Source organism: Aquisphaera insulae, from assembly GCF_011064615.1.
GTDB classification, from domain to species: domain Bacteria; phylum Planctomycetota; class Planctomycetia; order Isosphaerales; family Isosphaeraceae; genus Aquisphaera; species Aquisphaera insulae.
Window position 1 is genome coordinate 1 of the sequence record NZ_JAALJH010000138.1, and the last position, 14,649, is coordinate 14,649.

General features: G+C 63.7%; 14 protein-coding genes. 5 read left to right on the plus strand and 9 right to left on the minus strand.

The window, feature by feature from the left end; all coding sequences use genetic code 11:
• From G6O54_RS34750 to G6O54_RS34770, 6 genes are all read right to left on the minus strand, one after another.
• Positions 1-336 (minus strand): hypothetical protein (locus G6O54_RS34750; RefSeq protein ID WP_165234835.1); only part of this gene is annotated, 336 nt, incomplete at its 3' end.
• A gap of 664 nt (positions 337-1,000) precedes the next feature.
• Complete coding sequence (locus G6O54_RS34755) at positions 1,001-1,738, minus strand: hypothetical protein (protein WP_165234838.1); 738 nt, start codon at positions 1,736-1,738, stop codon at positions 1,001-1,003.
• 374 nt (positions 1,739-2,112) lie between these two features.
• Positions 2,113-2,817 (minus strand): transposase, encoded by a 705-nt coding sequence (locus tag G6O54_RS34760; RefSeq protein ID WP_165234841.1) that lies wholly within the window; start codon positions 2,815-2,817, stop codon positions 2,113-2,115.
• 234 nt (positions 2,818-3,051) lie between these two features.
• A complete protein-coding gene (locus G6O54_RS37550) occupies positions 3,052-3,288 on the minus strand; it encodes a hypothetical protein (RefSeq protein ID WP_205679140.1) in 237 nt (78 codons plus the stop codon).
• 370 nt (positions 3,289-3,658) lie between these two features.
• Complete coding sequence (locus G6O54_RS34765) at positions 3,659-4,507, minus strand: hypothetical protein (RefSeq protein ID WP_165234843.1); 849 nt, start codon at positions 4,505-4,507, stop codon at positions 3,659-3,661.
• A gap of 295 nt (positions 4,508-4,802) precedes the next feature.
• Positions 4,803-5,207 (minus strand): hypothetical protein, encoded by a 405-nt coding sequence (locus G6O54_RS34770; protein ID WP_165234846.1) that lies wholly within the window; start codon positions 5,205-5,207, stop codon positions 4,803-4,805.
• Between the two features lie 47 nt (positions 5,208-5,254).
• Here G6O54_RS34770 and G6O54_RS34775 point away from each other — a divergent pair, with 47 nt between their 5' ends.
• Together G6O54_RS34775 and G6O54_RS34780 are read left to right on the plus strand one after the other, a co-directional pair.
• Positions 5,255-5,626 carry a hypothetical protein gene (locus tag G6O54_RS34775; RefSeq protein ID WP_165234849.1) on the plus strand — a complete coding sequence of 124 codons (372 nt, stop codon included), beginning with the start codon at positions 5,255-5,257 and terminating at the stop codon, positions 5,624-5,626.
• 1,010 nt (positions 5,627-6,636) lie between these two features.
• Positions 6,637-7,809 carry a glycosyltransferase gene (locus G6O54_RS34780; protein ID WP_165234851.1) on the plus strand — a complete coding sequence of 391 codons (1,173 nt, stop codon included), beginning with the start codon at positions 6,637-6,639 and terminating at the stop codon, positions 7,807-7,809.
• A gap of 26 nt (positions 7,810-7,835) precedes the next feature.
• On the opposite strand, the gene G6O54_RS34785 is transcribed toward G6O54_RS34780, so the two are convergent.
• Positions 7,836-8,456 (minus strand): hypothetical protein, encoded by a 621-nt coding sequence (locus tag G6O54_RS34785; RefSeq protein ID WP_165234854.1) that lies wholly within the window; start codon positions 8,454-8,456, stop codon positions 7,836-7,838.
• Between the two features lie 678 nt (positions 8,457-9,134).
• On the opposite strand from G6O54_RS34785, the gene G6O54_RS34790 reads away from it, so the two are divergent.
• From G6O54_RS34790 to G6O54_RS34800, 3 genes are all read left to right on the plus strand, one after another.
• Positions 9,135-9,662: a helix-turn-helix domain-containing protein gene (locus G6O54_RS34790; protein ID WP_165234857.1), complete on the plus strand. Its 528-nt coding sequence runs from the start codon at positions 9,135-9,137 to the stop codon at positions 9,660-9,662.
• Positions 9,663-9,928: 266 nt separating this feature from the next.
• A complete protein-coding gene (locus tag G6O54_RS34795; protein ID WP_165234859.1) occupies positions 9,929-10,474 on the plus strand; it encodes a GNAT family N-acetyltransferase in 546 nt (181 codons plus the stop codon).
• Positions 10,475-10,748: 274 nt separating this feature from the next.
• Positions 10,749-11,807, plus strand: a complete 1,059-nt coding sequence (locus tag G6O54_RS34800; RefSeq protein WP_165234862.1) for a serine/threonine-protein kinase — start codon at positions 10,749-10,751, stop codon at positions 11,805-11,807.
• Positions 11,808-12,026: 219 nt separating this feature from the next.
• On the opposite strand, the gene G6O54_RS34805 is transcribed toward G6O54_RS34800, so the two are convergent.
• Both G6O54_RS34805 and G6O54_RS34810 read right to left on the minus strand, forming a co-directional pair.
• Positions 12,027-13,127 carry a Gfo/Idh/MocA family protein gene (locus G6O54_RS34805; protein ID WP_165234865.1) on the minus strand — a complete coding sequence of 367 codons (1,101 nt, stop codon included), beginning with the start codon at positions 13,125-13,127 and terminating at the stop codon, positions 12,027-12,029.
• 36 nt (positions 13,128-13,163) lie between these two features.
• Positions 13,164-14,486: a Gfo/Idh/MocA family protein gene (locus G6O54_RS34810; RefSeq protein ID WP_205679141.1), complete on the minus strand. Its 1,323-nt coding sequence runs from the start codon at positions 14,484-14,486 to the stop codon at positions 13,164-13,166.
• Positions 14,487-14,649: the final 163 nt, after the last annotated feature.

Below are 14,649 nucleotides of genomic sequence, written 5' to 3' on the forward strand. Positions count from 1 at the left end.
TCTGGCAGGGACTTCCGGACGCAGGTTATCGAACAGTTTGGCGTAGGCCAAGAACGCCTCGACTTCTTTACGAATTTGCTCCCTCTCCCTCATAGCACGATCATATTTTGCCTTGGTAAGCTCCAGCAAGCCCTCTAACTGCCCATCCGAGAGCTTGCTGAGATCGACAACGTGTCCTAGAGGATCTTCCACTTTGCCTTTGCGCTCCTTCTCCGGTTGGGCTTCCCCTTTAAGGGAGTATTCCTCAGATCGCAGTTGTCGCACGGTGAAACCGACCACCCAAGCCAGTGCACACACTCCTAGAAATACGGCGTGAACCGGAGGCCTGGACTTCATCTGACACCTCGGTAGCGAGTTGGGACGTAGACCATTAACGCTCATTGAAATGCATATGCGGTATCACGGGATAAGAATACAAAAGCGTATGGATATCACTTTTATGCGCAATCTGGTTCACATAAGCTTGGGAGGCATTCTGATTCACAACCGGTGACCACGTAAACTCGGCAACTCTTCTTCCGGGGGGTTAGAATCCAGGATGGCACTCGGCTGATGTCCCCGTGGTCGCAGGCTACAGGCTACGCAAAACACCTACAAGCATCCCCGTGGACCACACGTAGCCGGAGCGGGCCGAGGGGATCGGACAACGCCTTGCTGATACCGTGGCTCCTCGAAGCCTTCGACAAGAGCGCGGCGCCCTGTCGGATCACCAAACGCCTGGTGCGGCGGCGTGCGGTCACTCCTCTGATGAATAAAGATAACTTCATGTAAGCTATGGTAAATGACAGGTGTAGCCCGCTCGGTCCGGCCACTACATGGCCACGTGTATCCCACTCGCTCGCGGCCCTTGCGAGCCGCGTTCTCCGTCCGTCTCACGTCTCGGAACCGAAAACTGAATGGCGGTCTTTTCCACCCTCTTCCTTCTCCGATCCTACGGCTGGCGATTCGACTACTGATCCCTTATCCGGCGCTCCTGACACCCCATCCGGCCCTCTCGGCGTCACCGTCGCCCGTTCGCTTGTACGTTTACACTTTTCGATCCAAGGCTCGACTCCCTACCCGCGTTGATGACTTCTTCGCTATCGCCATTCTCACCACTCTTTCTCTCATTCGCATCCGCTTTGTTGATTGGAACCTCCCCAGAAAATGGCTTGCCTTGATCGCCAACGCCGATCGCGTAAACAATATCGCCATCTCTGTTGTTTAATGTTAACAATGGAGATCCATCAGATGTCAGCAGATAGCTTGATCTAATGCGTGTATTGGCTATTAGGTTTAAAGCGGGATGGCCGTTTGATTGTAGACTCGCTATAAAGGTAGTCCTACCCTCCTTGTCAGCAAGTTCCATGCTCGCCCCTCGCTCTGAATTTTCGGGAATAGACAGTGATATTGATTGCATTGATTTGGGGTCCTTGATCTGAAGTTTAGGCTTCTGACTTTCTTGTATGCCCAAAGAGACTACTTCCTTTCCATCGTTGGCCGACATAGACAGAGTCTGTATCCCGTTCTTTAGCAAGGTGAGGCGAGTTCGAATACCTCCATCTTGGCCCAATAATTCGACTGATGGTTCATTGTCATCGGTCACATGAAAAGCCAACCTCTCTCTGAGTTGCTTGTCCCACAGGAAAACGCTAGGGCTTCCTTTCGCGTCAGTGAATGCAGAGATTCGAGTGCGACCTTGAGAATCTCTCAGCGATAGATTTGCACCAGATTCCGTTCCCTCGAAACTTCCTTTCATTTTCCCGTCGGGACCGACGATTTCTAGCCGCTCACAAGAAATCGTCCTTGTCGCGGCTTCCCTAGCAGTTGACTGCGTGATATAGCAAGATCCTAATGGTCCAAGCAAAGGCCAGCCTAAGAGCCAGAGGTAAAGAAGGATCGACCGGGCTCTGGACCGCTCTTGCAGTTCTGGCGTCGTCACTTGCGAACCTCCCCGGGTCAGTTTCTGGAGTTCAAAACTCTCACTCTCTGGAGCTTAGACCACTAACCGTTGAATTCATAGGGGTAAGTACAGGGCCGGCGCATTTCAATGTGCGGCTAGCCTTGAAACCGGGAACAGCAGAGGTCACAGGATGACATGACACACGAGAATTCTGAAGGAGTCATTCTGGCTCACGATTGGCGTCCAGGAAGACTGGGTAACTCTCCTTCGGGATGTCCAGTTTCAGGCATATCACTCGGCTGACGTCCTCGTGGTCGCAAGCTGGACTCCAATCCCAGGCGAACGGCAGCCACGACCGTCCAGGTCTCCGACCCATGAGGGCGATCGCGGCGCATCGAGAGGCGGATGGCACCGACCTCGCCGTGCGTCATCGGCGCGTTGACGTGCCCCCGCCAGTCGGGACCGCGGGGGACCGGACCGGGGTCGAGTACCGGCAGGTCGTTTCCCCGGAGGCTGGACCATGGCCATTGCTCGGCTCGATCGACCAGCCCCGCCCGCAACGCGTTCCGCTCGACGTACCGGATCACCGGCATCATATGTTGAGACTCCTCGATCCGGAACGCCTTGAACCGACCGTGCCGGACATGACCGTTGCCGCCGTGGTGGCGCCGATAGCGGCGGACGTGGGCCGTCAGCAACCACCGCATCCACCGGCTCAGATCGCCGTCGCCACTCGGCCAGAACACCAGGTGGAAGTGGTTCGGCACAAGCACGTACGCGACCACCCGCATCGGCGTCCGCAGACCCGCCTCCGCCACCACCCGCAGGAACGCGGCGTAATCCTCCGGCTTGTGGAAGACCTCGGCCCGAGCATTCCCGCGGTCGATCGCGTGGTCGCAATACCCGGCCGCCGAAGCTCGTGCCGATCGAGGCATTCGATTCGCTCCCTCTCACGCGAGTCAATTCGACAGCATGACCTTGCCAACATGCTCTCGCAAGCGTCGATCCGCCCCAGGACGGAAAACCCCCAGTCCTACTGAACACCGGTCGCACACCAGAACGACCCCGTATCCGCCCATCCGCCCCCTGACCTCTTATCCATCCCTTATCCGCCCCCTTCGGTGTTATCCGCATCCCTCTGACTTTCCGCCGTCCGCGCTCCCCGCGAGTTATGCGAACTTGATCGAGCTTTTGGCTTCGCCAACCAACTCTTCAAGAATATCGAGTGGAACGTCGCCGCCCAAGGTCTCAAGCGAGAATTGTCCGGAACTGTCCCAAAAGAGAATTCTGGCTATGCAATCGTCGCTCCCTTGTCGCTGTCGCATTAGCTCGTAACCCACAAACCCTTCTGCTCTGTCTTCGATCATCCGGGTGGTATAGTGGGAATCACCGTACTGCCGATTCATTGAAAAGTCTCCGAATTCAGTACAAACTGACATCCCTGCCGGCTGCATTTTTCGATCTTCTCAACGATTGACTTGTGCGATGAGGAGGCATGAGTGGCCACGCTCCCAAGATATAGGATTTGGAGAGGTAAGGAAGAATACCTCCCGAGCGGCTCGTCGATTCTTTACCGGGAATCAGGGCTAAGACTCAGAGGCCACGTTCCCAAGATAGAGAAGCTGGCGATTGATACGCGACCGCATCGACCCTCCACCCCATGTCGATTACCTTGACTGCCTCCCCCGGTGCCTGGCCATTGTACTCCTATTCGTCCTCCCGATGCCCCTCAGTCCCAGGAATGTCCCGTTGTCGGTCTCCTGCGTCTGACTCTCCCTACTTGCTGCTGGAAATCGGGCGCCCTCGATCATCAACGGATAGAATTGATAATAATTCCTCGTGGTTATCTCTAATGCTAATAGCTGGTCTTCCATCGTCCGCCAGAGACAAGGTGGACCTGACCTTTCCTTGATGAAGCAGGTTGATTCTAGGCGAGTCCTCCAGAAGTACGGCCGAAAGAACGGGTATGCCTTCCTTATCGCAGAGCCCGATTGAGGGATAATCGCTCTTCGTTCCGTCCATGGCGAGCTTGACTCGATCACGGTTGCCCACACCTATGAAACGCATCGTGCAATAATTGTTGTTCATTGTCGAAAGGACGATCTTTTGTTCTCCTCTTTGATTATAGAGGCATAAGTTAGGGTAATCGTCCCTGACCAAGGAAAGTGAAGCACGCGGCGTTCCGTGGTTGTCGTACAACCTGACCGCCGAGCCACCTTCATCCGAAGAGGACAGAACCAGTTTATCAGTTCCCTTGCCATCCCGTAGCGTTAGAGAGATCCGCCCGTCCTTATTCGATATCGCATCCATCAGGAGACGGCCGTCCGAATTCAAGATCGAGAAGATGGCACCAGAGTTGGTGGTGGCCAGTCGAATCCTCGGCTTTCCGTCATCCCCTACGACCTCGAGATCGCGACAGGTCAGTGACGGAACCTCCATGCGTCCGGCGCCTCTCGTTGGGTTTCCGGTCAGTAGCCCCCCCAGGACGAACCAGGCAAACAGCCAGATCAGCAACGATGCGAACCACGGGCGAGACGAGAACCTGCTGATCGTTGAATAGAGCCGCACACGCTCGGTTTTTGCCTGTGCTGATGATGTTGTGATTGGGTGAGAATCGGTGGCCATTGACGTGAGTCCCCCGCAAAGCGGAAGTGCATTGCGAACCCGTACAGGCCCATTGATCTCAAATGAGATGACGTCGACCGCATATTCTGGCCAAGGAACGGCGATAAAACAAGATGGAGCCCCACAATATGTAGAGACGTTGAGTTGGTGACGCCTGTTGATGACTTGAACTCCGGCCATCAGAACACCAGATGAGGGGCGGTGGTTCAGCATCCAGAGAATGACGAGATATGAGCATGGATATGATACCGGATAGTCGACCGGCTTCTACCGTCGGACTCTGTGGCCACGGGACTCAGTGGCCACGCACACAAAATAGAGAAGTCTGGGGCGTGAGAAGTGGCATCCCGTATCCACTTCGGATGCCTGGCCTTCGATGATCCGCTTTGGGCTCCTGGCCTTCGATGTCGTTCCGCGCCGTGTACTGGGACCCCTGATCGGTGTTGACGATCTCCGGCCGACCCGCTCCCAGGGCCGCCTTCGATGTCGATGTTTGGCCTTCGAGATTCGCGGCCCGACTGACGCGGTAGAAGTCGCGAGGGTCGGGCCTGACGGCGATCCGGTTCAGGTTCGCCAGCCCTGAGAGGTGCACGGGCAATCGTTCCAGGGCCTCGGCCGTGCCGCGGCCCTCGACGACTAGCAGCGGGATGTCCGGGCGGCGGGCGTTCAGCTCGATCGCGATCCGGCTGAAGACGCTCATCCCCTTGGCGGGGCAGGGCGTCGGGCCGGAAGCGGTCGAGGACCTGCGTGGCCAGCTCGAGGAAGCTCGCCGATTCCTCCCGGTCCGGCGATCGCTCCGCGCGGCTCGATCGCGTGGCCAGGATCGTGCACCTGACGCGCCCCGCCTCCACGTCGATGACCTCCGCCGCGCGTCCCCCGCCCAGGTCCGCCGCGAACCGAGCCGCCGGCAGCCCGAGCGCGCCGAGGGCCTGGTCCAGGGACGTCTCCTCCTTGTCATCGAGCACCCCGGCCGTGAACGCCCGGCATTCGGACGCGCGGCCGGAGAGCAACTCCACCAACTCACGGGTGGCGATCGCCGCGCCGCTCGAAGGGTCAAGGAGGCCATCGATCGACGAGAAGAGGAGTCGCATGGGGGTGGCGCCTGTCCGGGTCTACTGACTGCCACCGCGCGATTGTAGGGGAACGCCCGCCGATTTTCTCCATTTTTGTGAAACTCGGATCGGGCTCTCCGGGACTGTATTGAGTAGGGAGGGATTCTTGCGCGCCGTGCGCGCGGGAACTCCGGAAGGATATTTGGCAATTCGGTGTCGGTGAGGAACGCACCGGCGCCGGCCCGCGCGGAGGACGCGGGCCGGCGGAAGTCGCAGAAATTGGGGAGCAAAGCCAATTTTGGGAGCGAGCCTAAAACTAGACAGAGATGAGACTTAACTGTTATCGTAAGCGACCATCAATGCGACAAACGAAGCCAATCCGGGGCCATGGGAAAGACGTGCTGGATTGAAGGCGACTCTCGAGTTGCAGGATTGCTTCGCTCCCTCCCAACAACCGGGCCCAGCCCGGCCCCCGACGGCTTACGGACCCGACGGGGTGTGAACCTCGGGTGAGACGTTGATCGCATTCGGCCCGCGACACCTCGACCGTGTGGCCCTGGCTCATGCTCAGAGACAATGGAGTGGGGTCCGGCCGAGGTGATCCCTGGGCGTCGCTTCGCTGGGTCACGGCCGCCCGGAGGGTCAGTCTCGCGGGGCCTTGTGGCGCATCGCCCGGGACTCGCCGGGTCCTCCGGCAGGGGCGTTCATGGGGAGCCATCCTCTTGCCGGCTCGCGGCGGGGGAAGTGGCCGCTCGGAGCCGGATGGCGACATCCGCGACCGCGATGGGGTGGCCGTCGATCCGGGCCGGTCGTCGCGGATTTCGGGCGTGACGACAATCCGAACGCGGTCGGGAGGGGGGCGGGGTCGCGAGGAAAGACGCGGGGATGCTTCGAACTTCCGGATGACGGGTCCGCCCGGTTTCCATGGTGCGGGATTCGACCGCGCGGGCCCCGCGTTCGGGATCGGCGAGGCGGTTACAATGGAGTCGGCGTCGAGGATGCGGCCCGCGTCGGGGCCGTCGGCGCGAGGGACGTCGTGCCACCGATAGCGGGGCATGCGAGAAGGGCCGTCACGACTTGCAGACGCTCGCCGATCGCCTCCGCACCGCTCGCTTCGATCCCCGGCCCGCGCGCCCGGTCCGGGTGGCGATGGTGATCACCGACCTGGACGTCGGCGGGGCGGAGCGGGCACTCGTGAACCTGGCGACGCAGTTGGACCGCGGCCGCTGGGAGCCGTCGGTGATCGCGCTGGGAGGCGAGGGCGAGCTGGCCGTCGAGCTGAGGCGCGCGGGGATCGACTGCGAATGCCTGGGGGGGAGCCCGCGTCGGCCGTTCGCGGTCGTGGCGCGATTGATCCGGGCCCTGAGGCGGAGACGGCCGGAACTCGTGCAGAGCTTCCTCTTCCATGCCAACCTCGCGGCCCGGCTCGCCGCGCCCTTCGCCGGGCGGCCATGGGTGATCGGCGGGCTGCGCGTCGCGGAGCGAGAGAAGGGCTGGCACCTGACGCTCGACCGGATCACGGGCTGGCTGGCCGCGGGCTCGGTCTGCGTCTCCGAGGGGGTCCGCCGGTTCAGCGTCCAGGCCGGCCGGCTGGACCCTCGTCGCCTGACCGTGATCCCCAACGGCATCGACCCACGACCGTATGACGTTGCCGCGGCTGTGCCGAGGTCGGAGCTGGGTATACCGGATCATGCCTTCCTGGCGATCCAGGTGGGCCGGCTGACCCTCCAGAAGGGGCTTGCCCCGCTCCTGGACGCGGCGGAGCGAGTCATCCCCGATTGCCCCGACTGGCACCTCGCCCTGGCCGGCGACGGGCCCGACCGGGGCTGGCTCCTGGATCGGATCGCCGGGTCGGAGGTTCTGAACGGCCGGATCCACTGGCTGGGCCCACGACGCGACGTGCCGGATCTGCTGGCGACGGCCGACCTGCTCGTGCTGGCCTCGCTCTGGGAGGGGATGCCCAACGTGGTCCTCGAGGCGATGGCCGCGCGGCGGGCGGTCGTCGCCACGGCCGTGGAAGGGACCGATGAACTGGTCATCCCCGGCGAGACCGGCTGGCTCGTCCCGCCCGATGACCCGCCGGCACTGGCCGCGGCGCTGGGAGAAGCGGCCCGGGATCCCGCTACTTGCCGGGCACTCGGCCTTGCGGGCCGCGCCCGGGTGGAACGGGAGTTCTCGATCCGCCGGGTCGTTCGCGATTATGAGGGGCTCTGGTCCGGGGTCCTCGGCTATCGCGACGGATCGCCCTGAGCCGCGGTCCTACCCTCCACGGCCGCTCAACAATTGCCGAGGGTCCGCGAGGTCGCCAGCCGCAGCCGATCCTGGGGCGACGGGACGCGGACCAGGACGTCCTGGACCGCGGCCACGCAACCATGCGGATCGAACGGGCCGAGTGCCTGCCGACGGATCGCAGCCTCCAGCGTCCGGGTGAACGCGGGGGCCAGGACGAGGCCTCGCTGCGCGTGGATCATCCCGTCCTCCGCGCCCACGAGCGAGACCCAGAGCAGCGCCCTGGCCTCGGGAGACGTGTCCACCGGGGGCACCAGCCGCGACGCGTCCGCCCTCATGTGCCAGGAATAGGGGGCGTCGGACCAGGGGATCGATCGACCGAATCGATAGGCGAAGAGGATCATCGAAGGATGGGTCGTGATCGCGAACTCCGCCTCCCCGCGCCGGACATCGAGGATCGCCCCGTCGTCGATCGATGAACGAATTAGGACGAGCTCGTGCCCATTCTCGCTATAATTGTAGTGGGAGCCGATAGGCCAGGAGCAACGGCCCACCCGGAGTGGCTCGCCCACTCGATAGGCCGGGACCCGCGGCCGCTTCGAGATAATGGCAGGTGAAAGGGCGGACGATTGCCAGTACAGGTCGAAGTTCCTGATCGAGTCCCGCATGGGATGAATACTCCCCAAAGACCGTCCGACCCAAGCTTATCTCACAAGGACACACCTTGCATTAATGACTGCAATCATCTATGATGTGCCGTCTTCGTGATTGCACCCCATGACGATAACGCCGCCTGTCGGGATCGACAAGGGGGTGAATGAGCAAGGTTGAGAAAACCCCACCAGCCTGCGGAGGCTGGGAAAGGGTCCCTTGCGCCCCCAACCTGCCTTTGCGGTGGTCCGCCGGACGAATCCGGGCGTGGTCCCTTGGGAGCATGTGCGGATTGATACGAGATAGACCTGAAAGATCAGGATCAGTGCAGATTGTTGCTGAGCCTCCGCGTGCATCCGGGCTCGCGGGCGAGTGCCCGAGGTAAACACTTTTTAATATGGCTTGTGCCCTCGGCGGGCTGGTCGCGTCCGGAGGAGGGCCCGCCGTTCGATGCTCTTCGCCGCTTTCGCATACAATAATGCAGGAATGAGGGGACCGTTCCGAGGGCTGGATTCGCGGTGCGGCGTAGTCTGGGTCTAGTTTGGCACATGGGGAGAGCAGGCCGAAGCGGTGGGTTTGGCGACGAATTATGATCGGAGCCTGCGAAAAAATGTCGCGAAAATGTCGTCGGCTCGGCATGAAACGCGTATAATGATTGGGGGCACCGAAGAACCCATTACCAATTGAGGCGATCTATGAACCTGGCGAAACGAATTCGCGACCTGCGATATTCCAAGGGGTGGGGCCCCGACGAACTGGCCAGCCGCGCGAAGATTTCCCGGACCGCTCTCTACCAGATTGAGCGAGGCAACACGAGCAAGCCCCAGGCGGGGACCTTGCGGCGGATCTCCCGGGCGCTGGGCGTCCCGCTCGAGATCCTGCTGGATTCGACTCCCGTGCTGGGGGAGACGCAGGCCCACGCGGAAGGGGAAGGGGGCTCCATGGGCGGCCACCCGGTCTTCAGCCTGGGGGTCGAGCGTCAGGGCGGGCATGATCGGGCCGACGAGCTGATCGAGAAGTTCCGGATGCTGCTGGCCTCGCCGATGGCGGACGGGATCGCGCGGATCGTCGAGGAGTCCTATCGGCTCCTGCCCATCATCCCCCCTCCGGTCATGGCCTCCGCCCCCGCTCCCGAGCCGAGTTCGCGGTTCGCCACCGCCCCCGCGGAGCCCGAGACCCCGCGTCGCGGCCGCGGCCGCCCCAGGGCCACCACCGCCGAGTGACATCGAGACCTTGCCCCATCGTGGAATTCGGCTCCGGGAGGGAGCGTCACCGGGACCATCCCCGCGCTTCCTCCGGCGGCTTTCCCGCCCGCTCGGCCTGCGCACGCCGAGCCATGCCGGCGATCCTGATCCATCCTTCCTCGCCCCGCCTCCTCCAGATCGACAGCCCCCTCCCCGTGTCGTAGAATGGAGTGGAGTGAAGATCCATCCATGATTCGTGGTGAAAGCGACCGCGTCCTATGGTCGTACTGAAGAACGGGCGCCCGATGGAGGGGATCGAGAGGCTGTCGACTCCGAGGATGGTGGCCGAGCGGCTGACCGAGGCCGACTATGCCGATGTCCGCCGCATGCATCTGTATCCCCAGATCATGAAGACGCTCTCGGTGGACGGTCAGCCCCTGCCGGATCATGTCACCAAGGAAGGGCTCATTCAGAACGAGGCCCACTGGCGGCGGCATGGGTTCGGGCTCTGGATCTTCCGCGACCGGCAGACCCGGCAATTCCTCGGCCGGGCTGGCTTGCAGTCGTACAGCATCGAGGGCCAGGAGACCGTAGGACTGGTCTACGCCGTGATCCACGACCACTGGAATCGCGGCCTTGCCACCGAGATGGCGGCGGCCAGCCTGGATATCGGCTTCCGCGAGCTTCGCCTTCCCGAGGTGGCGAGCTGGACCCTGCCCGACAACCTGGCTTCCCGCCGCGTCATGGAGAAGCTCGGGTTTCGCTACGACACGGATATCGTCTTCGCCGGCCTCCCCAATCGCCTCTACCGCCTGACCGCCATCGATTGGGAACTGGGCCGCGGATGCTAGTGCTTTGTGGCAGCATATCTATCGGGTTGGCCACAGGACAGGCAGGAATGCCTGTCCTCCGTAATCTTCAACACACCTGGCTTTGAACCCGGGGGACAGACATTCCTGTCTGTCCTGAAACCCGGATTCCTAGTGTTGGCAGAGCATTAGCCCTCGCCGGGCCTTGTGCCAAACGGACCGGAAAGCCCCCGGCCGGGCGACCTCGGGCGTATAATACCGCGCGGGGCTTCTCGCACCGGTGTGGCTCAAGGGTCGATGAGCGAGGTGAATCCTCATGCAGGGCAGCCTGCGCGTGGGCGACTGGATCGGCGACCGATTCGAGATCTTCGACGTCCACGAAGGCGGCATGAGCTGGGTCTATGTGGTGCATGACCACAGGGCTGCGGCCGGGCGCGCGGTGGTCGCCCTCAAGACCCTGCGCGACGATCTGCTGGGGAACCGGATCCGCCGCACCCGATTCGCGACCGAGTGCCGGCTCTGGGTCCAGCTCGGCCATCATCCCAACATCGTCCAGGCCCACGCGGTCGAGATCCTCGACGGCCGGCCGTTCGTCGTCCTCGAGCTGGTCCAGGGGGGGGACCTCGTCCGCTGGATCGGAACGAGTCGCCTGGACCTGCTCCAGGCCCTGCGGTTGGGCATCCAGTTCTGCCACGGCATGGAGCACGCCGGCCGCCAGGGCCTGAACTGCCACCGGGACATCAAGCCCGGGAACCTGATGGTCACCGAGGACGGGATCCTCAAGATCACGGACTTCGGGCTGGCGCGGATCTGTGAGGAGATGATTGCCGTCCAGCCCGAACTTCCGGACGGCTCGATCCCCCTGGCCTCCGCGCCGCGGGCCCCCCAGGCGATCGTCTTCAGCGACCCGAGGGATCGGGCCCCGCAGGTGGCCACGACCCAGGCCCGGCCGACGACCCAGGATCAGTCGACCGCCGAATATGCCCTCGCGTCCGACGGTCCCGAGAATCCGCGCCTGACCCGGATCGGCGTGAGGCTCGGGACCGGCGCCTACATGGCCCCGGAGCAGTTCGTGGACGCCGCCACGGCGGACGTCCGGGCGGACATCTACGCCTTCGGCGTCGTCCTCTTCGAGATGCTCGCCGGCCACCTCCCCTTCGCGGGCAGGTCGATCGAGATGCTCGCCCGCCAGCACACGAAATATGCGCCCCCCTCGGCGGCCCCGTTCGTCGTCAGGCCCTACGCCCGCATGGCCGGCGCCGTCGATCAGGTCGTCCAGCGCTGCCTCCGCAAGGATCCGGCCGAGCGCTTCCAGACCATGGTCGACCTCCGCAAGGCGCTCCAGGCACTCCTCGCCCGCGCCCGGGGCAAATAGCGGGGAAGGACTAACCACAGAGGCACAGAGGACACGGAGAAGACGGGGGGACGAGAAGAGGGGGAAACATGAAATCAGGTGGGTTAGTGCGAGGCGGCTGCCGCGCCGTGTTTGCACGCCCTCTGCTGGTCGCTGTTATATTACCTGTTATTAAAATATAAAATTGTCTTAGTATTTTATTCTCTTCCCTTCTTCTCTGTGCTCTCTGTGCCTCTGTGGTTAGTTTTCCCCTCCCAGCCACAGGTCGATGGGCCGCTTGATGCCGGCGGGGCGGTACGGGAGGTCCACCCTCGCGCCCATGCGGGCGGATCGATATCCGGCCAGGAGGACTTCCTGGACGATCCGGCCATCCTCGCCGGTGGCGATCGGCGATTCCTTGCCCCGCACGCAGCGGGCGAAGTGGTGCATCTCCTGAGGGAAGCCGTAGTTCCAGAGTTCCTCGAAGACCGGATAGCTCCACCCCTTCGTGCTCGGGGCCTTCTCGACGGCATAGCCGTAGCCCGGCTCGCTGTAGGTCGGCAGCGAGTTCCCCATGTGGAGATTCGCCAGGGTGAGCCCGGCCGAGCCGTAGACCTCCACCCGGTCGTCCATCCCGCCGAGCCGCGTCCAGCTATTCTCGATCAGCCCGACGGCGCCCCCCTCGAAGGTGAGGATGCAGAGGCACTCGTCCTCGCCGCGGGTCTTATCGCCGTGGACCTGGGTGCTCATCTGGCAGTAGACGCCCTGGATCGCGGGGCGGCCCAGGAACCAGTAGCAGAAGGCGATGCCGTGACAGCCCATGTCCATGAACACGCCGCCGCCGGACTTCGAGACGTCCCAGAACCAGTCGCCGTGCGGGCCGGAGTGCTTCTCCGACTGCTTCACCAGGTGGACCCGGCCGAAGGCCCCCTCGTCGGCCATCCGCTTTGCCTGGACGTACTTGGGCGTGAAGAAGAGCTCCTCGGCGTACATCAGAAGGACGCCGTGATGGCGGCAGGCCTCGATCATCGCGTCCGCCTCCTCCAGGGTCATGCAGAGGGGCTTCTCGCAGACGACGTGCTTGCCGGCCGCCGCCGCGTCGATCGTCATCCGGGCGTGGAGCGCATTGGGCGCGGTGATGGTGACCATCTCGATGTCCGGCTCGGCGAGCATCGCCCGGTAGTCGAGGAAGACGCGCGGGATCTCGTAACGACGCGCCAGCGACTCCGCGTTGCCGGGCGTCGGCGAGGCCACCGCGACGACCTCGGCCTCGTCCGGCATGATCCGGAACGAGGCCGCGTGGATGTCCGCCTCGAAGCCGGAGCCGATGATCCCGACCTTGACCTTACCCTTGCTCGCCATGGCTGCGCCTTCCTCCAGGATCGATGGCTTGGGTCCTCACCAGCCCTCGCGATACGGCCGCCGGATGAACGGCTCGGCCTCCGGGCACCCGTGCGCGGTCATCGAGGCCGCGTCCCAGTCGATCTTGCGGCCGGTCCGGATGGCGAGGTTGGCCACGAGCATGGTCTCCGTCAGGCGGGCCGCGAAGCCGTCGAACCGGCAGAAGGCCGGCGGGCCGCCCCGGCAGGCGCGGAGCCATTCCTGGTGATGGCTGCCGCCGGGGGCCCGCGGGACGGACGGGGCGGGGGCCCTGAAGTCGCGGAACCTCTCCGCCGGCAGGAGCGCCCAGTCGCCGCCGGTCCACTCGGCCGAGGAGAGCACCCCCGTCGTCCCCACGACGATCGCGCCGTTGTCCGCGAGCTTGCGGCCGCCGACGAGATCCGCGGAGGGCTTCTGGCCGCCGTCGTACCAGTGCAGCGTGATCGGCCCGCGGCCGGCCCTGGCCGCGAACTCGACCTTGATCCGCGACCAGAGCGGGAAGGTCTCCGCCTTGAGGCCGGAGGTGGCGACGAGCTCGGCGGAGACCGGCGCGTCCAGGTCCAGGGCGGCGAACGGCATGGCGGCGTTGTGGATGCCCATGTCGCCCACGGCGCCGGTGCCGAAGTCCTTCCAGCCCCGCCAGATGAAGGGCGAGTAGGCCGGATGATAGGGCCGTTCCGGCGCGACGCCCAGCCAGAGGTTCCAGTCGAATCCCTCGCGGGCGGGAGGCCGATCGGCGGGTCGGTCGATGCCCTGGGGCCACCATCCCGCGGGGCGATCGGTCCAGACGTGCAGCTCCTTGACCACGCCGAGCACGCCCGAGCGAATGGCCTCGATGCCGGCCCTCGCCCCGTCCTCGGCCATGCCCTGCGTCCCCATCTGGGTGGCGAGCTTCTTCTCGGCCGCGACCTTCGCCATCCGCCGGGCCTCGTCGATGCTCCAGGTCAGCGGCTTCTCGCAGTAGACGTGCTTGCCCAGGTCCATGGCGGCCAGGCTGATCGGGGCGTGCATGTGGTCGGGCGTGGTGACGACGACGGCGTCGACCTGGCCATGGATCGCGTCGAGCATCCGTCGATAGTCGCGGAACCGCTGCGCCTTGGGGAACTTCGCGAATGCCTCCGCCGCGCGATGGTCGTCCACGTCACAGAGCGCGACGATGTTCTCAACCGCGACCTCCTTGAGGTTCTCCGCCCCCTGTCCGCCGCAGCCGACGATCGCCAGGTTGAGCCGCTCATTCGGCCCGGGGGGCCGTGCCCGCGCCGACGTGGTCCCCAGGCCGAGCCCCGCGAGGCCCGCCCCGATCCCGGCCAGCACCTCTCGACGAGTCCGCATGCCGCTCATGGAGATGTCCCTCCCGGCCCCCCGGCGGGAAGAGGCCGGGGCAGGACTCCATTCTCCGGCTCTACCGGGCAGTGGGCAAGCGAACGCCGGCCGTCTCGGACGTCAGGGCACCGATGAGGAGAATGCGAGGAGGCGAGCCTTGATCGCGGTAAGCAACTCTACC

Excerpts from the sequence above, each read along its gene's own strand:
- G6O54_RS34755 (WP_165234838.1), bottom strand. The coding sequence starts at position 1,738 with ATGAAAGGAAGTTTCGAGGGAACGGAATCTGGTGCAAATCTATCGCTG.
- G6O54_RS34760 (WP_165234841.1), bottom strand. The coding sequence starts at position 2,817 with ATGCCTCGATCGGCACGAGCTTCGGCGGCCGGGTATTGCGACCACGCG.
- G6O54_RS37550 (WP_205679140.1), bottom strand. The coding sequence starts at position 3,288 with ATGAATCGGCAGTACGGTGATTCCCACTATACCACCCGGATGATCGAA.
- G6O54_RS34765 (WP_165234843.1), bottom strand. The coding sequence starts at position 4,507 with ATGGCCACCGATTCTCACCCAATCACAACATCATCAGCACAGGCAAAA.
- G6O54_RS34770 (WP_165234846.1), bottom strand. The coding sequence starts at position 5,207 with ATGAGCGTCTTCAGCCGGATCGCGATCGAGCTGAACGCCCGCCGCCCG.
- G6O54_RS34785 (WP_165234854.1), bottom strand. The coding sequence starts at position 8,456 with ATGCGGGACTCGATCAGGAACTTCGACCTGTACTGGCAATCGTCCGCC.
- G6O54_RS34790 (WP_165234857.1), top strand. The coding sequence starts at position 9,135 with ATGAACCTGGCGAAACGAATTCGCGACCTGCGATATTCCAAGGGGTGG.
- G6O54_RS34795 (WP_165234859.1), top strand. The coding sequence starts at position 9,929 with ATGGAGGGGATCGAGAGGCTGTCGACTCCGAGGATGGTGGCCGAGCGG.
- G6O54_RS34800 (WP_165234862.1), top strand. The coding sequence starts at position 10,749 with ATGCAGGGCAGCCTGCGCGTGGGCGACTGGATCGGCGACCGATTCGAG.
- G6O54_RS34805 (WP_165234865.1), bottom strand. The coding sequence starts at position 13,127 with ATGGCGAGCAAGGGTAAGGTCAAGGTCGGGATCATCGGCTCCGGCTTC.
- G6O54_RS34810 (WP_205679141.1), bottom strand. The coding sequence starts at position 14,486 with ATGAGCGGCATGCGGACTCGTCGAGAGGTGCTGGCCGGGATCGGGGCG.